16 protein-coding genes are annotated in these 17,871 nt (G+C 44.2%); 5 read left to right on the plus strand and 11 right to left on the minus strand.

The window, feature by feature from the left end; translation table 11 throughout:
• Positions 1–54 precede the first annotated feature (54 nt).
• Genes BLR43_RS09155 through BLR43_RS09165 form a run of 3 tightly spaced genes read right to left on the minus strand, consistent with a single transcriptional unit; the run spans position 55 to position 3,850 of the window.
• Positions 55–2,259 carry a polysaccharide biosynthesis tyrosine autokinase gene (locus BLR43_RS09155; protein ID WP_093070652.1) on the minus strand — a complete coding sequence of 735 codons (2,205 nt, stop codon included), beginning with the start codon at positions 2,257–2,259 and terminating at the stop codon, positions 55–57.
• A 58-nt stretch (positions 2,260–2,317) separates the two neighbouring features.
• A complete protein-coding gene (locus tag BLR43_RS09160; protein WP_093070654.1) occupies positions 2,318–2,749 on the minus strand; it encodes a low molecular weight protein-tyrosine-phosphatase in 432 nt (143 codons plus the stop codon).
• Positions 2,750–2,761: 12 nt separating this feature from the next.
• On the minus strand, positions 2,762–3,850 hold the full coding sequence (locus BLR43_RS09165) for a polysaccharide biosynthesis/export family protein (protein WP_227674288.1): 1,089 nt from the start codon (positions 3,848–3,850) through the stop codon (positions 2,762–2,764).
• 276 nt (positions 3,851–4,126) lie between these two features.
• Here BLR43_RS09165 and rluB point away from each other — a divergent pair, with 276 nt between their 5' ends.
• Complete coding sequence (gene rluB / locus BLR43_RS09170) at positions 4,127–5,053, plus strand: 23S rRNA pseudouridine(2605) synthase RluB (RefSeq protein ID WP_093070658.1); 927 nt, start codon at positions 4,127–4,129, stop codon at positions 5,051–5,053.
• 141 nt (positions 5,054–5,194) lie between these two features.
• Here the strand turns inward: rluB and BLR43_RS09175 are convergent, their stop codons facing one another.
• The 3 genes from BLR43_RS09175 to BLR43_RS09185 form a co-directional block, all read right to left on the minus strand.
• Complete coding sequence (locus tag BLR43_RS09175; RefSeq protein WP_093070661.1) at positions 5,195–5,746, minus strand: hypothetical protein; 552 nt, start codon at positions 5,744–5,746, stop codon at positions 5,195–5,197.
• A gap of 53 nt (positions 5,747–5,799) precedes the next feature.
• A complete protein-coding gene (locus tag BLR43_RS09180) occupies positions 5,800–6,468 on the minus strand; it encodes a hypothetical protein (protein ID WP_071003319.1) in 669 nt (222 codons plus the stop codon).
• A 206-nt stretch (positions 6,469–6,674) separates the two neighbouring features.
• On the minus strand, positions 6,675–7,424 hold the full coding sequence (locus BLR43_RS09185) for a hypothetical protein (RefSeq protein ID WP_093070663.1): 750 nt from the start codon (positions 7,422–7,424) through the stop codon (positions 6,675–6,677).
• A gap of 179 nt (positions 7,425–7,603) precedes the next feature.
• On the opposite strand from BLR43_RS09185, the gene BLR43_RS09190 reads away from it, so the two are divergent.
• On the plus strand, positions 7,604–8,206 hold the full coding sequence (locus tag BLR43_RS09190) for a LysE/ArgO family amino acid transporter (protein ID WP_093070665.1): 603 nt from the start codon (positions 7,604–7,606) through the stop codon (positions 8,204–8,206).
• A 119-nt stretch (positions 8,207–8,325) separates the two neighbouring features.
• Here the strand turns inward: BLR43_RS09190 and BLR43_RS09195 are convergent, their stop codons facing one another.
• The 3 genes from BLR43_RS09195 to BLR43_RS09205 form a co-directional block, all read right to left on the minus strand.
• Positions 8,326–8,967, minus strand: coding sequence for a MarC family protein (locus BLR43_RS09195; RefSeq protein ID WP_093070668.1), 642 nt, complete (start codon positions 8,965–8,967; stop codon positions 8,326–8,328).
• A gap of 219 nt (positions 8,968–9,186) precedes the next feature.
• Entirely contained in the window at positions 9,187–10,047 is an 861-nt protein-coding gene (nadC, locus tag BLR43_RS09200) for a carboxylating nicotinate-nucleotide diphosphorylase (protein ID WP_093070670.1), read from the minus strand.
• Positions 10,048–10,217: 170 nt separating this feature from the next.
• A complete protein-coding gene (locus BLR43_RS09205; RefSeq protein ID WP_093070673.1) occupies positions 10,218–11,249 on the minus strand; it encodes an NUDIX hydrolase in 1,032 nt (343 codons plus the stop codon).
• A gap of 369 nt (positions 11,250–11,618) precedes the next feature.
• Between BLR43_RS09205 and nadA the strand changes: the two genes are divergently transcribed.
• The 3 genes from nadA to BLR43_RS09225 all read left to right on the plus strand — a co-directional run bounded on the left by nadA (position 11,619) and on the right by BLR43_RS09225 (position 15,838).
• Positions 11,619–12,758, plus strand: coding sequence for a quinolinate synthase NadA (gene nadA / locus BLR43_RS09215; RefSeq protein WP_071003308.1), 1,140 nt, complete (start codon positions 11,619–11,621; stop codon positions 12,756–12,758).
• A 1-nt stretch (position 12,759) separates the two neighbouring features.
• Positions 12,760–14,730, plus strand: coding sequence for an L-aspartate oxidase (gene nadB / locus BLR43_RS09220; RefSeq protein ID WP_227674290.1), 1,971 nt, complete (start codon positions 12,760–12,762; stop codon positions 14,728–14,730).
• 196 nt (positions 14,731–14,926) lie between these two features.
• Positions 14,927–15,838, plus strand: coding sequence for a LysO family transporter (locus BLR43_RS09225; protein WP_093070681.1), 912 nt, complete (start codon positions 14,927–14,929; stop codon positions 15,836–15,838).
• Positions 15,839–15,874: 36 nt separating this feature from the next.
• Here BLR43_RS09225 and BLR43_RS09230 read toward each other — a convergent pair whose 3' ends face one another.
• A complete protein-coding gene (locus BLR43_RS09230) occupies positions 15,875–16,567 on the minus strand; it encodes an OmpA family protein (RefSeq protein ID WP_093070684.1) in 693 nt (230 codons plus the stop codon).
• Between the two features lie 27 nt (positions 16,568–16,594).
• Entirely contained in the window at positions 16,595–17,854 is a 1,260-nt protein-coding gene (locus BLR43_RS09235; protein ID WP_093070686.1) for an FAD-dependent monooxygenase, read from the minus strand.
• Positions 17,855–17,871: the final 17 nt, after the last annotated feature.

Consider the following 17,871-nt stretch of genomic DNA (forward strand, 5'->3'; position numbering starts at 1 on the left):
AGATATACATTTGTTAATAAGATAGTATCTATTATGCAGTTCGCCCAGCAGTGATTACTTGTCATTGCCATAAGCATAACTGTAGTGATAGCTGTATTTACTAGTCAGACCTTGTTTAACTTCATTCAAAACAATACCATCGACCTGAACATTAGCTTTGTTTAGCTGTTTGACCGCATAGACTAATTGACCCTCTATAGACTTATCGTACCTAGTGACCATCAGCACTTTGTCCGCATATTGCGATATGATCATAGCATCTGACGCTGCTAGTACTGGTGGTGTGTCTATAATAATATAATCATAATGTGTATTAAGCTCAGTCATTAGTGAACTGAACTTGTCGCTCGATAGTAGCGAAGCAGGATTGTGAGGCTGCTTACCTCTAGGTATAAAGTCTACATTGTCTAATGTCGTAGGATGAACGATATCTACTATTGAATGACCGTCTTGCTGGAAGTAGTCTGCAAGACCATTGTCTTGTGTCATATTAAATGTTTTGTGTAGCTCACCCAAACGCATATCTGCATCAATAATCAACACTTTTTTGTTCAACTGAGCAAACACTTCAGATAAGTTCGATGATATAAAGGATTTACCCACACCAGGACTTTCACCAGTTATTAAAATAATTTTGGCACGATTTCCTGTTTTACTGACCGACGGCATACCGAACATCAAACTCGTTCTTAAGCTCTTGATTGCCTCATAACTCAAACTGTTGCTATCGCTGTAGGCCAATAGCCGATTAGCAGATTTGCTATTTTTACCAATTCTAGTTAGTAGCGGAGAGCGCGGCACTGTTGCAATGACAGGGACGCCTGTTTTTGATTCAAGGCGTTCAGGATCTTTGACCACATTTTTCAGTAGATTTTTTAGTAGTACGAGCATGATACCAAGTAGTAGACCAGTGAGCGTTGCCAGCAATATAATAAGTGATTTCTTGGGTGCAATCGCGCGATAGGTATTAATCGGTAGATCAATGATACGTGCAAACCCAACCTGTCCTGCCTGAGCAATTTGTAGCTGCTGGTAGTTTTTTAGCAAGTTCAAATATATTTCTCTATTAATATTCACATCTTCTGACAATTTTAAAAACTCGCGCTGTACTTCGGGTAAGCCTTCAATCCGGTTATCGATAACTTGTATGCGGCTTTGTAACTCTGCTATCTGATCATCAATTTGAATGACTAGAGGGTGTTCTTCTGTATAGTAAGTTGTCAAGTCAGCTTTTTTGAGTCTAAGCTCACTGAGTTGACTATCAATTCGGGCATTTTCTGCTAACAGTATGCTTGATTCTTGTCCGATATCGATAGTACCGTTCTCAGTACGAAAAGCATTAAATGCTTTTTCAGACGCTTCAAGCGTCTGTTTCAACTCTGGAATTTGAGTTTCCATAAATGCAATTGTTCTAGTCGCTTCTTCCGAACCGCGAGAATTATTTTGATCAATGTAAGATAAAATAATCTGACGTAAAATACGACTGACCTGCTCTTGATTAGGGCCGATCATAGATAACTGAATAATACCTGTCTTGGCGCCGAGTTCTGATACGGTCAAAGCACCTTTTATTGCATCTGTTGTGTTTTGTAGTGACTGCTTGGTAATACTGATAGGACGTTCATTAGCTGGTAAGTTATCAACCGTAATTTCAATAAAACCATCTATTCCGTTAAAACGATGTGGCGTATTTAATCGACCTTTAAACGTGTCGAGTCCATTGGTTATTGTAAAGCCTTGACTTGAACCGACTAAAGTAAATGACTTGTCTAGATAGTCTTCTGATACCTCAAACTGACTGACTTGGGCATTCCCATCACTAGTAGCAAGGAATACACCCTCAGGCATATTCTCTTGACTATCAATGCGATTGGTTCTGATTTTATCTATTGCATCAACTGTCGGATCATTTAAGCGAATAGATAAATTGAGTATATCTACCACAGGCCTTAGCACCATACGTGACTTAATCAGCTCAGCTTCTGTTTGCGCAAGACTAGATTCTGTAGCTACCAAATCAGAAATACTTGACCCCAATGCCGAGACGCCTCCAGAAGAGGATTCGATCTGTATCAAAGCATCCGATTTAAAAATAGTCGTTTCATAACGACTATAAAGCACGCCTATTAACAAACCTAGTAACGCAAGAAACAATATTGTCTTCCAGCCGCGTAATATTGAAAATATAATGGCTAGTATGTCTATATCATTATTTGATTCTGCAGAAGGTTTCGATAGATTATCTGAATCTAGGGTCATAACTATATATTCATCGTATTAGGTTAATTATCTGATACCAATCAGTTAGTTTTTTCGTTCAACTAATTTTATCGGCCCAAGGCGTGAGACTGTTGACAATATCTTGCCTGGCTATCTCAAATAATGATATGTCATGTCTATAAGGGTCAGCAATTTCTTTATTAATCCAATGCCCTATCTTAAAGGTCTTGCCACGGCAATGTGGCCACCGCTCCTCTATCCATTTGGTTTGGCCATCTGACATAGTAAATATAAGATCTGCATTCATAACCAGCTTTTCATTTATCTGCTTTGCGATATGATTCGACATATCGATATCGTATGGGTCCATTACTGCTTGTGATTTTGGATCCACTGGATTACCAACTAATGCTCCAAGACCTGCAGAATCAATGTGCTTATGTGGGAACTGATCTTTTAGTAGTGCCTCTGCTATAGGACTGCGACAAATATTGCCTACGCAAACCACCAAAATATTATCAAATGCCATAATATTTGCCACCTATAAGCTTGAAACGCTTCTAATTGCTAAGGTTGAAGGAAGCAATGCACTGATCACACGGTTCCAACGCGTCAGGCCAGTTGGATCCACATAGAGAATATCATTAGGCTGCATCTCGAAGCGATTGGCCAGTGCGAGGCTAGTCAGATTTTGCATATCAGCATAATAAATATTGGTACGCTGATAGTTTGGATTGTCACGGACTACATATACTTTGGCCGCATTAGCAGTAGCAGAGTTCAGACCTTTAGATCTGCCTAAGACTTGCGCTAAGCTCAGTCCTTGCTCCAAGATAGGCACCGGCTCAATTTGACCAAACTCGCCTAAGACATAGACAGTGTTTCGATCTTGGCTATTAACATGAATAGAGTCGCCGTCTTGGATATAGATCTGATTACCTGATGCGCCTATTTGACGCAAATCTTGCAAGCCAATATTGTAGTTGCGGCCATTGCGATTGAGCACGATGCTATTAGAGTCGCCAGTTGGCGTCGCACCACCAGACATAGAAATAGCACTATAAAGAGATACTGGTGCATCAGCAATAGGATATTCACCAGGCTTGGAAACTTCACCATCAATGAAAAAACGGTTGCCTCGATACTCGGCAACACTGACTTGAGGATCAGGGAACTTTAGATAACGCTGTAATTGAGTTTTTAAATTCTGAGTAAACTGAGGTACACTAAGACCAGCGGCTTTAATACGACCGATCAAAGGAAATTGTATGTAGCCTTGCTGATCAACAGAATGTCCTGCCTCCCCTGACACTCCGGCAGCAACATCTGTATAACCGCTTATAATGATATTTAAAATATCACCTTCTGAAATACGATACTGTTTCTTAGTGGAGCTCGCTATAAGCTGATAAATGTCATTAGTAGGACGGCTGACTTGCGGAGGCGGCAAGGTCGCTAAATTAAGCGGCTGAATATTAAACTGTAAACCATTCTCGGCAGTGAAGTCCCCTACTGGCGGCAAATCACCTGCTTGTAAGCCTGAATTTATCGTCGTCGTCGCGCATCCTGCAGACCATAAAGTCATGAGCAATAAGCCCGAGGTGCTTAATAGTTTAAAGGATTGGCGCATAATGAAGACCTTTATAGAGCATGATGACAGATAAAAAGTATAGATAACAACGATATATTACTAATTTAGTAAGGCATTTATACTATAAAAAAAGCCATAATAACATAATTGGTTAAAATTTCATCTATTGTTATTATTTTTGTTCACTTTTATCTACCCTAGTTTGCAGATATTATAGTCACTGACTACTGCTTTGTCGTTCAAAGTAGCGTAAAATAGCCAATCTAACTTTTTACATTGAGAAATGTACACACCTACCCGATTCAAGGATATATTATGAAAGATGAAAAACTACAAAAAGCACTCGCTCGTATGGGCCTTGGCTCACGTCGCCAAATGGAAGAAGTGATTAAAGCAGGTCGCGTATCTGTTAATAACGGTCCAGCAACGATTGGTGACCGTGTCACACCAGGCGATGAAATACGTGTGGATGGTCGTCAGATCAAATATACTGCCGAAAATGAAAAGCGTCGCCGAGTGATCGCTTATTACAAGCCAGAAGGCGAAGTCTGCTCAGCCAAAGATCCAGAAGGTCGTCCGACTGTGTTTGAGCGCTTGCCAAAGCTCACTCATGATCGTTGGGTCATGGTTGGACGTTTGGATATCAATTCAACTGGCTTACTACTATTTACCAATGATGGCGAGATGGCGCATCGCCTGATGCATCCCTCTAGCGAAGTGACGCGTGAATATGCCGTTCGTGTGTTGGGTGAAGTTACTCCTGATATCGCCCGCAACTTGACTGCTGGTGTCATGTTAGAAGACGGCATGGCGCAGTTTGACGACATCAAAGAAGGCGGCGGTGAAGGGGTTAATAAATGGTATCACGTTCAGCTCAAAGAAGGTCGTAACCGTGAAGTACGCCGCTTGTTTGAGTCACAAGGTCTGAAAGTTAGCCGCCTATTGCGTACACGTTACGGTACGATTGCCTTGCCAAAAGAGTTACGTACAGGTCGTTTCTTAGAACTCGATAAAAAAGAGATCAATACATTGACCGATTTGGTGAGCTTACGCCCACGTTATGGCACAGGTCTACATGGTGCGGCTAAAAAAAAGCAAGAGCGTATCAGAAACAAGCCGCTTAAAGCGCGTCGCACGGACACTCGTAATGACAATCGCAACAGCAGCGCGAAGCCTAAAAGCAGTGCTAGCCCTGCCAACCGCGGCACGCGTAATAGTCGTGACCGCAATGATAAGCGCTAATTCAATTTATTTAACATTATTCTAAGTTTTTGATAGATTTAGAATAAACATAAAAAAAGCGGTCAATGACTATGCATCATTGACCGCTTTTTTTATGTCTTTTTTACAGGCCTCACAGTTACTCAGTATAAAAATAACGGCTCAGCTGTCGTGGCTATTAATATAATGCTTCATGACTCGCAGCTCTTTTAGCTGTTCCTCGTCCATTTGTGCCAGTAGTCTATCCAAACGCTGTTCGATGTTATCTAAAACACTTTGCAATAACTCACTAGCCTCTAACCTCTTTTCACTATTCTCATTAGTGACATTTATATTTGTGAATTGGTAGTGAGTGGCTAGCATTTCAGGTAGCCGAGTTTGCAGCATTTTGTTCAATACAAACTGCGCTTCTGTTATAGCAGGTGTTTTATGTTGAGCTTGTAATGCTGCCTGATAAGCTTGATAGCTACTCACTTTGTTATCGATACGCTTTAATTGCCGTAGCTGCTGATCTGACAAGCTTTTTAAGTGCTTTTTATTCAAGTTAAGCTGTTCCCAACTTAACGTAACCAGTGACAATGGCGCATGATCATCTTGATATATAAGCACACCTGGAGTAATACCGACCGCTTTGTGCAATGCATGCCAGCCTTTTCTACCTAGATAAAAAGTCGTGACGGTCGTTACAATACCGATGCCTATTAATATACTCATAACTGCTCGCTACTCATCACTCAATTCTATGTATGACTACTTATCGTTGGCACTTAGCGTTTAATATCTTCTGCTACTGGATTTTTCACATCCGTGCTACTCAAAGTAGGTGACTCAATAGCCTCTGTTTCCTTACTGAGATTACTCAGCGGCTGCATTGTTGAATCCATATTTGGTTGATCAAAACGCGTTTGCAGATAGCGATTGGTCGCGAGCAGTTTTTGCCCATCTTGATGGTATGAAGCATTGAGTAAATCGTCAAACTGGGTATTGATCGTCTTAAGCACTTCTAACAATGCTTGTTTGCCAGTGACATCTGAATGTTTGATTTTGGTGGTATCAGCACGCGCGCCATCTGCCACATCTAAATCATGCAAGCGGCGATAGTCTGCCACAGCTTGCGGAATGTGTCGGTCCATCAGATTTTGGATCATAATATAAGTTTCAGTGACAGTGTCTTTATCATCAATTTTACCGTCATTATTGGTATCACCATAGATCAAGCGGAGTTTTTTGCCTTTTCGATTGAGTTGCTCAAGTGCTGATTTGACTTCAACGGGTAGGCTCTTTTCTGGTATATAGCCCAGTTGCGGCATGGCAGTATATTCCAGCATTTTGGGCGCGGTCACTTTTTTGATACCACGATACCCCAGATATAACCCAGCGGCCGGCAGCACTCCGTATAATACAAACATCACTAACATAGCAGTCACTTGGGTCATCAGGTTTTCCTTATTATTTGACAGAATAGTTTGGCAAATTTCTTATTATTTTAATCAGTATTTTAAACTATGCGGTTTTAGTATCGTCAACTTTATTGCTTAGCACTGCTTTTATTAAACAAAAAAATAAGGCTCTATGAAAGCCTTATATTGTTATACATTGAGTCTGTTGTGTTTTTGGATAATCTTTTATTTTATAAAATACGCTAGCTTTGCGTGCGGCTCTTGACGTAACGATGGGTTGAGGCAAGACGATTTAAAACGGTTTGATGCAGCTCATCTAATAGCTCATCAAGCTCATAATCAATTTCTAAAAACAAATCGGTCAGCATATCACCTGCGGTCATTTTTCCCTGAGCCATATTGTTTTTGGTGCGATGCGGACTAAAGCGCTGCAACTGCTCGTAATGATGTAGCGCTTCTGGGATACTTTCGGACACCAGCTTGTCAATGACAAACTGACGCTCATTATGTTGCTGCTGCTGTTGCTCGTTTAGCTCACTACTCCACTCACGATAGCGTTTTAGCTTACCATTGATACGATCTAATATCGCAACGGCTTCGATAGGCATCGCATTTAGGGTGGCCTCATCGACCACATCAACAAGCTCAGTCATAATCGGACAACGTCCATGTTTGAGATACCACAAGGTATCGGGGTCAAAAGGTGGTCTATTGGTCGGGCGCATGTGCGCACGATTGGACAAATAGCGATCAGTCAGCGGGGTTGATGAGTGAATATCATTTACTTGCGCCAATGCATCACGTATACGGTCTACCCGCTCAGGTGGCGTTAATGCAGCACGCTCGTGATTTGATTGAGTGCCGTCATTATTATGATGGATATCGACATTATCACTATTGTCATTTAAATTATGGTTAACACCCATCTCCTGCGCATTGTTGGCAGCTAGCGTTGGTAGGTCATCTTGCGCTTGCCCAAATGACTTTAGCATTCTTGTCAAACTAACGACCATAACTTGCTCTGCCCCTCATCCAGTACACACACGTTGTGCTCGTATTGCATACGTTCATTCAATAGCGTATCTTAACAGGTTTTTGCCGACCTGCCAGTACGCAAAGTGTCAACATTCCTACTCTCTCCGCTCACTTCCTAAATGCTAAGCGCCTTGTTATGAATACTTCCGATTATATCTCTGGTTTTTTGCTTGGGTTATCGCTCATCATCGCCATTGGCTCACAAAATGCCTTTGTACTCAAACAAGGCCTCAAACGTGAGCACATATTTTTTGTTTGTCTGTTTTGCGCGGTGAGCGACGCGCTTTTGATATCAGCGGGCGTTGGCGGATTTGGTGCGGTCACCGCACGCTATCCGCATGTGATAGATATCGCAAAAATAGCAGGCGTTTTATTTTTATTAGGTTACGGCTTACAGAGTCTGTATGCCAGCGTACGCGTATCTCATGCGCTGACGGTCGAGGGACAAGTGGTGAGTAGGTTAAAAAAAGCGCTGCTGCTCTGCTTTGGCTTTACGTGGCTAAATCCACATGTCTACTTAGATACATTGGTACTCGTTGGGATGGTTTCAACAGGCGCAAGTAGTAAGCTTACCTTTGCCATTGGGGCAATTAGCGCCTCATTCTTTTTCTTTTTTGCACTCGGTTACGGTGCACGCTTACTGAGGCCGTTATTTGGAAAGCCAAAAGCATGGAACATACTCGATGCGCTGGTAGGACTACTGATGTTGTATTTGGCTTGGCATTTATACCAAAGCTAAATACAACATTAGGCATTAAATCTAGTTAAACTAAGATGCCATTATCAGCTATCTGATAAGGCCTCTCAATTCAATTATTAGGATTTTAAGTGCTCAATATTAGACACAGAATAAATAGCTTAGATTAAAGCAGGAAACAGCGTACGCAGACCGCTAACGATAATCTCGATAGACACGGCTGCTAATAGCATACCCATGATTCGGCTCATAATATTCAGACCAGTATCACCGAGCAAGCGGCTGATACGACCAGCAGCCATCAATGCCAGGTAGCAAAATAGACTAATGAAGAGACCAGCAATGATGATGGCAGATACCTGCAAAATGCCTGAGACTTGCGATGAATAGATAATAACGGTAGAAATACCACCTGGTCCAATCATCATTGGTATCGCAATGGGGACCACTGCTGAGGCCATCGTCGGCGGTGCATCTTGCACGTGGTCGACATCGAAGTTCTCTTGATCAGGCTTAACAGGGTTGCCTTCACCGTTCATCATATTCAGTGAAATCAAGAACACCAATATACCACCAGCCAGCTGAAACGAGCCAATAGAAATACCTAGTGCCTTTAGTAGCGTCTCACCTGCCACCGTAAAAAAGCTAATGGTGATAAAAATGGTCAGACAGGCAACGCGTGCCACCTTACGTCGATTTCTCATCGAATAGCCGCGAGTCAAATCCAAGAACAACGTCAATGCGCTAAATGGATTGATCAATACCATAAAGGCTAGGATTATCTTGATAATTTCAGTATTCACTGAGCGCTCGCTTGTCTATTGATACCACTGGTGCAAAAAGAGAAGGCCATCGTGCGAGTGCGACGATGACCCAATAGGCAATTCATAATAGCATTGTAACATAGGCAGATAAGCGAGTTAAATCATTAACTTTGCTCGGTTACCCTTCTATGTCATCTTGGCGAAAAATCCAGCTAATATAAAAGCTATGACTCAGATAAAGCTGAAATAATTGATGGCCTATGCACTAAAATCTAAGCCAATATCCAAAGCGGTAGTACTGTGCGTTAGGTAGCCCATCGCGATAAAATCAACCCCTGTACTGGCGGCGGCTCGTACCGTTTCAGGCGTAATACCACCGGATGCTTCAGTCTTTGCGCGACCTTTACACATAGCAACCGCTTGCGATAAGATTTCTGGCGACATATTGTCTAGCAATACCAAACTCACACCCGCCTCTAGCGCCTGCTCTAATTGCTCTAGTGTATCGACTTCAACCTCAATCGGAATCAGATGCCCAGCAAAGTGTTGCGCTTGCTCGATAGCCGTCTTTATATCACCGGCAATAGCGATATGATTGTCTTTGATTAAAATCGCATCATCCAGTCCCAAACGGTGATTGCGACCGCCACCGCAGCGTACCGCGTATTTTTGTACAATACGCAGACCTGGGATGGTTTTACGCGTACAAGTAATCTGCGCCGGATATTGCGCCACGCTATCGACGATCTGGCGGGTCGCAGTCGCAATACCGCTAAGATGCGTCATGAAGTTTAATGCTGTACGTTCTGCTGTTAGCAGATGGCGTGCATTACCTTTTACAGTAGCCAATACGGCACCAGCAGCGACTGTTTCGCCATCCTGCACTTGAGCCACAAACTCAATGCTTGCATCAACTAAGGCAAAAGACAACCGCGCCAAATCCATACCGCATATCACACCTGATTGTCGTGCCTTAATTTGTAGCTGGGCTTGCATATCTGCTGGGATAGTGGCTTGCGAGGTGACATCACCACGCCTGCCCAAATCTTCCGCTAGCGCATCTTCTACCAAAGGTTTAAGCAATACGTCATCCAATACTGGCTCTTTTTCAATTGTCATGTTTGACCCTTATGTAGGCGTAATATGAATAAAAACTTCTAAATATTTAAACTCAAAATGAGCATAAATATAGCGTAAAGTTGACGCTCCTGCAAGGGAAGGTGAAAAAGTTTTTATTGAGCAAGTCGATTTCTATATGAAATTGACCTAGCTGTATTTGTTAGTAGCAATTATTTACGCTTAGGAAGTTTGCTGTCCATCAATAAGCTTTGTAGCTCGATATCATGGCGAAAACGATAGAGTTTGGCGGGGCGACCACGCTGAGCACTACTACTCTCTCCTGTCTCCATCACAAGATTCTGAGATTCCAGCAAACGGCGAAAGTTTTGTTTGTGCAAGCGTATGCCTGATAAGGCCTCAACACTTTGCTGCAATTGGGATAAAGTAAACACATCTGGCATCAACCCAAAGATAAGCGGTCGATATTCAATCTTGGCGCGTAGTCTGGAGATAGCGGTGGCAATCACGCGGCGATGATCGTAATACATCGGTATGCCGATACGCTGAGACCAGTCGCTTGGCAATTGAACCGTTTGGTAATTAGGCGGATAATTGGGCGCTTCTGGTATCAGTCCTGCTTCATACAGCATCTCGTAGCGCAGCAGCACATGCTCTGCGATCCATTCTCTGCTTTCATCAGCCTTATCGCCAACTGGTTCAGTTTCTATGAACTCGCTATCTGTCAAAAACTCTTCGCTAAGTCCCCAGCACAAACCAATACGTTGACGCCTGCGCTGCCGGGCAATAGAGTCTTCGGCGGTATCTGCCCACTCTAAAAGCATAGGAACGATAAAGTCGGTAATAATACTGGGCATACCATCCAAATGATTTTCCCACGGGAAATAATCATACCAATTTCGCCATAGCGCTTGGCTTTGCAATGCCTGCATTTGAGTTTCTTGTACCAAACCAAGGTAGCTGACGTACACCAATGCATGACCATCAACATTACGTCTGTTGGTATCAACAAAGGTATATAGCTGCTCCAAATACCCAAGCGGCTGCTGCGTCTGCTCTTCTACCCATTGACGCACGCCTGCCTGTAGCGAGCGATGTAATGGCATAAGCGGCCCATTTGGCAACAGTTTGCCTTGGTCAACGGTTAGGACACGAGCGATATGATCGGTAATCGCGACCAATACAGCGATCACTTCTGTTGTGCCGCTACCTTGCTGGTGCGCATGTGAATAAGACAACGTCATAGTTTTGGGGATTATCCTGTCTCTTTAAAATGGCATAAAAGGGTTCTCAAGGCTGATAGTGATAGTACGCCTCAAATCTAAAACAGTATAACGTGAATCTTGAAATATCATAGTCTGGCGTTGTAATCAGACAACATCAAAATGGTCCTTCTACTATCAAAGAAAGATGGTGCAGAGACATGCTAGAGAATCTCTATCACATAACTAAGAATAAATGATGACAACAGAGGAAATAAATCAGTAAACCTATAAAAAACACTTGTATTTATACTCAAAATGAGCATAATTAAAGACCAATTAAATTTATTTAACCAAACATCTTGTTTTAGCACACCATTTATCACTATAGCGCCAACAGAGGTTGCCATTATGAAAAGTTATCCTTACGACGCACCCATCATGAGTACCGACAATCGCATCGCCACTCAGATGAACATCGAATATGCCAGAGCAAAAATGCCAGCAGACTTGCCTCGTGCTGAACGACTCGTGGTTGAAGAAAACATCAAAAAACTCTTAAAAGACAATAACGCGGTACTAGTGGCACACTACTATGTCGATCCTTTTATCCAAGACTTAGCACTTGCGACAGGTGGCTGCGTCGGTGACTCGCTTGAGATGGCTCGGTTTGGACAAGCCCATAGCGCCCAGACCCTAGTCGTCGCTGGTGTACGCTTTATGGGCGAATCAGCAAAGATTTTAAGTATGGAAAAAACCGTGCTCATGCCAGATTTGGAGGCGGAATGTTCGCTCGATTTGGGTTGCCCTGCTGACGAGTTTTCCGCATTTTGTGATGCCCATCCTGAGCGTACCGTGGTCGTTTATGCCAATACCAGCGCCGCGGTAAAAGCCCGCGCTGACTGGGTTGTGACATCATCGGTCGGTATCGATATCGTCCGTCATTTGCATGCACAAGGTGAGCCGATCATCTGGGGGCCTGACCGTCATTTGGGCAAATACATCGCTCGTGAGACGGGTGCAGATATGCTGCTTTGGCAAGGGTCTTGCCTCGTGCATAATGAGTTTAAAGCCACTGAATTGCTGCAATTAAAAGCCGAACATCCAGAAGCCAAGGTCTTGGTACATCCTGAGTCGCCCGATAGCGTGGTGGCACTTGCTGATGTTGTTGGCTCAACCAGTAAACTGTTGCAATCAACGTATGAGATGGATGCTGACACCTTTATCGTTGCAACTGACCTAGGCATATTGCATGAAATGCAAAAACGCTCACCGAACAAACGCTTTTTGGCAGCGCCTACCGCTGGTGAAAGTGCGAGCTGTAAGAGCTGTGCCTTTTGTCCTTGGATGGCGATGAATGGCCTAAAAGGTATCGAGCAATGCTTGACCAATAACAGCGGTGAGGTACTAATGACGCCTGAGCTTGCCGCCGCCGCTAGAAAACCCTTACAACGTATGCTTGATTTTGCTGAATCGCAAAAGCAACGTGTGGCCGCCAGTGGCGATATCGTTCAAGACCGTGCATTGTTTGCCAATGTTGGGGCAGCCTAGCATGAGTCAGCCGCACTCAGCCAATCAAACCCGTACCACCATCCCTGATAACTGTATTCCTGATAACTGTAGGAGTAGTCGCATGAGCCATATTGTCAACACTGACGTCCTTATCATTGGCGCTGGACTGGCAGGCTTGAGTACAGCGTTATCGCTACCGAAGTCACTGAATATCACGGTTTTGAGTAAAGCGGCACTTGAGGTTTGCTCAAGTCACTATGCTCAAGGTGGCATTGCCGCTAGTCTAGACAAAGATGACTCTGTGTCTGACCATGTTGCTGATACCTTAGTGGCTGGTGCCGGGCTTTGCACACCCGATAATACTGCCAGTATCTTGGGTGCAGGACAGCAAGCGGTTCAGTGGCTATGCGCGCAAGGTGTCCCTTTTACGCAGAACTCACCTAACGCTTTGGATAATACAAGCGCACAGGAATTTTCTCAGTTACAGACTAGCGACTTGCATTTAACAAAAGAAGGCGGTCACGGCTGTAGACGCGTCGCCCATGCGGACGATGCGACGGGTCGACACGTGATGGACGCATTAACCATCAAAGCGCAAGCTGCTACCAATATCACTATTTTGCCTTATCATGAAGCGCTTGAGTTACTGACACTGCCTATAGCGAGCAGTCAGCCTTTTTTTACAAATAATAGCGATGCTAAGTATTGCCGAGGGGCGCTTGTTTTTGATCATATCAATGGGCGCCCGCTTACCTTTCATAGTCGTGCAGTGGTACTGGCTAGTGGCGGATTGGGTCAATTATTCAAGCGTGCCAGCGCGCCTAACGTCTGCGTCGGTGATGGCGTGATGATGGCATGGCAAGCAGGCTGCCGCTTGGCAAACTTGGAGTTCATTCAGTTTCACCCAACAGGCTTAGCGCTAGATGACAGCAGCTTTTTGATATCTGAGGCACTGCGCGGTGAAGGGGGACGGTTATATTGTCCAAAGACGGGTGTCCGCTTTATGTTGGACGTGGACGCACGTGCTGAATTGGCACCGCGAGATATCGTCGCTCGGGCGATAGCCGCGCAGATTGATAACAATGGGCTTGGCTACGTGCATCTTGATGTCAGTCACTTGCCTGCTGACTTTGTAAAAGCGCATTTCCCGCAGATTTACCAAACGCTATTAACGCTCGGGATTGATATCACGACAGACCCTATTCCAGTTGCCCCGACTGCGCATTATAGTTGTGGCGGTGTGGTGACTGATGCCAATGGATTGACGGATGTACCAGGACTTTATGCGGCTGGTGAAGTCGCTTATACAGGGCTACATGGGGCGAACCGCTTAGCAAGTAACTCGCTGTTGGAGTGTGTGGTGGTTGGTCGTAATATCGCAGACCATTTGCCTCAGTATGTCACCCGTTTAGCAAACGCAGAGAAGATGAATAATGATGCTTATCGTGACATAAATCAATCCGTCATTGAATCTTGGTCAGTGCCTACGCTCACAGATGCGCAGTCAATTATTTTGACTGATACGTTATTTACAGCGTCCGAATATGACAATGATGATAAGGATGACAAGCTATCTGGCGCTGAGGCGGACATGACCAAAATCACTGCCGCACTAAAAGTGCTCATGACCACTAACATGGGTATCACCCGTAGCGCGGGACAATTAGAACAAGCATTAACCCAAATACAAAAGTGGCAAGTTTCGCTTGCCAGTACTGAGCTTGGACAACAAAATATCATTAAAAATGACAGCCCCACGAACATACATGAGCTGGCATATTTTCAATTAACCAGACAGCTTGCTTTAGCGACCTTAATTATTCAGTCTGCTTATCAGCGTATGGAGAGTCGCGGTGGGCATTATCGCCATGATTATCCAAAGCTATCGGATATACCTCGGGCAAGTGTGGTTGAGCCGCAGCGTGAGCCATATCAGCAACATATCTCTGCTGCTCAATCTATAAATATATCGAAAACGCTAAATAATATGTGGAAAACGTTGATTGCTTAACGGAGCAGTGTACACATCAACGTCCTAGAAAAAGTCAGCCAATAGCAGAGATTGATTAACTTGTCGTAAGTCCTATCAGCTCACAAAATATCAATCAATGTAGGCTACCTAGTGGGTTTTTAGTATTCGCTCAGGGTTATGGTACAATCGCAAGCTTCCTAAAATATCTTGTTAAAATCGCTGCGAGCTGACCACCATGCAAAGCCTAATTACCCTCGTTTTGGTCTTGATGCCAATGTTTATTGGCTTTGCCATTCCGTCTAATCCGACCTTGACCAAACTTGCTGATACGGGCTTGTCTTATTTGGTCTATCTTATCTTGGCACTGATCGGTATTGAGCTATCACAGGTAGAAGGGCTGGGTAACCAAGTTGGCGAAATTGCACTGTACGTGACTGTCTTATCCATATTGACGATAGGCACAGGATTGTTTGCACTGATGGTTTTTGATCATGTACGACCGTGGCATGCCAAAAAACCAAGCGTCAAATCTAAAGAGCATCGTGTCAGTATTCGAGGTAGCCTATTACAGGTCGTCTGCGTGGTAATTGGGATGGTGATTGGCTACTTCTTGCCTGCTGACTATATGCCGCCTGAAAACTCTATGACGGTCATGCTGATGATTTTGATCTTGTTGGTCGGTATTGGCTTAAAAGGCTCAGGCATTACACTAAAAGAAGTCATGCTCAACAAGCGCGGCGTCGAGATGAGCGTCATTTTTACGCTATCGGTGTTGGTTGGTGGGCTTGTGTTTGCCTTACTATTTACCGATGTGTCGTGGACGAAAGGCTTGGCAATGGCGTCGGGGTTTGGTTGGTATTCGCTATCCGCGATTGTCATGACCGATGCTTACGGCGCGGTATGGGGCAGTGTCGCGCTATTTAATGATTTGATACGGGAATTTTTTGCGCTGCTATTCATTCCTGTATTTATGCGCAAATATCCTTCGGCTGCGGTGGGGCTTGGCGGCGCAACGAGCTTAGACTTTACCTTGCCTATTATTCAACAATCTGGCGGTCTAAAAGTGGTGCCACTGGCGATTAGTTTTGGCTTTTTGATTAATATTGTCTCGCCAGTGCTGATGGTATTTTTTTCGGCGTTGGGATAAGGTTAACTTTTAAAGGTTGATGAAAATCAGTCGTTATTATTCGAAGAGCTCACAGTACTTAGCGTACTCACCATATATTTCTATATAATAGTCATATTCAAGATTCGTTAAGTCCTGTACTGAACTGCTGGCCTTTAAGGTTACTCGGCTGTGTTTTGACTCAATACTTTCATTATTAAGCGCTTTAAAGTTACGATCTATATTATCTGTATTTTCAACAAAAATATTATTTGAGCAATCATAAGTACGCATACGCTTAGCATCAATTCCATGCTGCGATGCTAAAGTATTCTTGACGATAAGCGCCCGATTGCGCGCTAAAGAGTCTTGATTAATTTCATTTGCTGCTACATGACCAAAAATAAAAACATTAGCTTTTGGATACTCATTGAGACTTTTTACCATAGTTATAAAATCTTCATTATAAATAGCAGGTAATTGACTGCTCATTGGCGGGAAAAAGCCGTTAAATTCCATTTCAAGCCCACTGGTATAGACCTCTATAAGACAGCCTTTAGCATCAACCACTACGCTAGGTGGCGTTTCAGGACACTCGTCTATATCATCAAGTACGCCATCGCCATCTGAATCAGGAATATCCGGTATCAAAGTAACAATATTATCAATCTGAGGTATATCGCTAGGTGGCGCACTGGTTGTGGTTTGACAGCCTATTAACAATAAAGTGCTTATAGCAACCGTCACTATATTCAATGATTTAATATTCATAAGCTACTCATCCTTAAGCTATTGTCCCTAAATTCCACTCGCCTGCTTTGCAAACAAGCGCATCAACGGTTTGATTTTGCCGACGCGGTACATGGCTTCATTACGAATTTGCTGCACGGGGCGCACTTGAGCAAGCGACCCTGCAAACAACCAATTCAGTGCCGAAAAGCTGTGCATCATCAGGCTATTATGCGGACGACGCGAGCGCTCATAATGACGCAGCGTTTGATTACTGCCCCACAGCGTGCCGCCACTACGGGTAAAGTCATGCATCAACTGCTCACACAACACTTTTACATCTAGCATACCGAGGTTCAACCCTTGGCCTGCTAGCGGATGCACGCCATGGGCGGCATCACCGATGAGTACCAAGTTATCAGCGACGTAGTTTTTTGCTTGTTGTGCTGCTAAAGGAAAACTGGCGATGGACTCAATCTGCTTTATAGCACCCAGCTCGTAATGACTTGCCGCTGCGAGTTTATCTGCGATAAAGCGGTCGTCTTCCTCTATCAATGCCAATGCCTGATTGGGCGGCAAGGTCCATACGATAGATTGCCAATGTTGTGGATTTGCCTTATCGTCATCAGTAATATCCGCTAGCGGCAAGAGCGCTAGCGTCCCCGTTGGCAACATGGCTTGACGAGCAGTCGCTTGATGTGGTTTCTCTGTTTGAATCGCACAGCAAATCGCGGTTTGATTATAATCGAGCGTATCAAGTCCAATGCCTGCTTGTTGACGGACAAATGAGCCACGCCCATCAGCACCAACCAACAGACGCGCATCAATCGCTGTCCCATCATCCAAGGTCACACGGTAACCTTGCTGTGCACCTAGCCAGTCCATATTGACCACTTTATGCCCAGCGATAACGGTCAGATAGTCGCTGACATCCGCTTTATGCAAACGCTGCCATAAGGCGTGCTCAATAACGGCTGGCTCCACCATACTACCGAGTATCTCAGGCGCAGCGCTTTGGTCATGACTGTCACCAAATAATAGCTCGCCCATGCCGTTCAACTGCCATACCTGCATTTGCGAATAGTCGGCTTTACGCTTGGATGCGGTAATGTGTTGCCACGCGCCAACCTCTGTAAGCAAATTAATACTCGCCAAACTAAGCGCATAGACACGCGCGTCACGTTTGCCCAGCACCGCTTGCCACGCAGACTCGTCACGGGCAGGACGGGCATCAACCAAGGTCACTGGCATTTTGTTCTGCACCAGCTTTAGCGCGAGCGTCGCGCCAACGATACCGCCACCGATAATCAGCGTATGATTGTTTTTCATAAGGTGTCTCTCAATAT

The organism is Psychrobacter pacificensis (assembly GCF_900101915.1).
Taxonomy (GTDB): Bacteria; Pseudomonadota; Gammaproteobacteria; order Pseudomonadales; family Moraxellaceae; genus Psychrobacter; species Psychrobacter pacificensis.

What these genes read in the sequence shown, in the direction of transcription:
- BLR43_RS09155 (WP_093070652.1), bottom strand. Translation starts at nt 2,259, where the DNA reads ATGACCCTAGATTCAGATAATCTATCGAAACCTTCTGCAGAATCAAAT.
- BLR43_RS09160 (WP_093070654.1), bottom strand. Translation starts at nt 2,749, where the DNA reads ATGGCATTTGATAATATTTTGGTGGTTTGCGTAGGCAATATTTGTCGC.
- BLR43_RS09165 (WP_227674288.1), bottom strand. Translation starts at nt 3,850, where the DNA reads ATGCGCCAATCCTTTAAACTATTAAGCACCTCGGGCTTATTGCTCATG.
- rluB (WP_093070658.1), top strand. Translation starts at nt 4,127, where the DNA reads ATGAAAGATGAAAAACTACAAAAAGCACTCGCTCGTATGGGCCTTGGC.
- BLR43_RS09175 (WP_093070661.1), bottom strand. Translation starts at nt 5,746, where the DNA reads ATGAGTATATTAATAGGCATCGGTATTGTAACGACCGTCACGACTTTT.
- BLR43_RS09180 (WP_071003319.1), bottom strand. Translation starts at nt 6,468, where the DNA reads ATGACCCAAGTGACTGCTATGTTAGTGATGTTTGTATTATACGGAGTG.
- BLR43_RS09185 (WP_093070663.1), bottom strand. Translation starts at nt 7,424, where the DNA reads ATGCTAAAGTCATTTGGGCAAGCGCAAGATGACCTACCAACGCTAGCT.
- BLR43_RS09190 (WP_093070665.1), top strand. Translation starts at nt 7,604, where the DNA reads ATGAATACTTCCGATTATATCTCTGGTTTTTTGCTTGGGTTATCGCTC.
- nadC (WP_093070670.1), bottom strand. Translation starts at nt 10,047, where the DNA reads ATGACAATTGAAAAAGAGCCAGTATTGGATGACGTATTGCTTAAACCT.
- BLR43_RS09205 (WP_093070673.1), bottom strand. Translation starts at nt 11,249, where the DNA reads ATGACGTTGTCTTATTCACATGCGCACCAGCAAGGTAGCGGCACAACA.
- nadA (WP_071003308.1), top strand. Translation starts at nt 11,619, where the DNA reads ATGAAAAGTTATCCTTACGACGCACCCATCATGAGTACCGACAATCGC.
- nadB (WP_227674290.1), top strand. Translation starts at nt 12,760, where the DNA reads ATGAGTCAGCCGCACTCAGCCAATCAAACCCGTACCACCATCCCTGAT.
- BLR43_RS09225 (WP_093070681.1), top strand. Translation starts at nt 14,927, where the DNA reads ATGCAAAGCCTAATTACCCTCGTTTTGGTCTTGATGCCAATGTTTATT.
- BLR43_RS09230 (WP_093070684.1), bottom strand. Translation starts at nt 16,567, where the DNA reads ATGAATATTAAATCATTGAATATAGTGACGGTTGCTATAAGCACTTTA.
- BLR43_RS09235 (WP_093070686.1), bottom strand. Translation starts at nt 17,854, where the DNA reads ATGAAAAACAATCATACGCTGATTATCGGTGGCGGTATCGTTGGCGCG.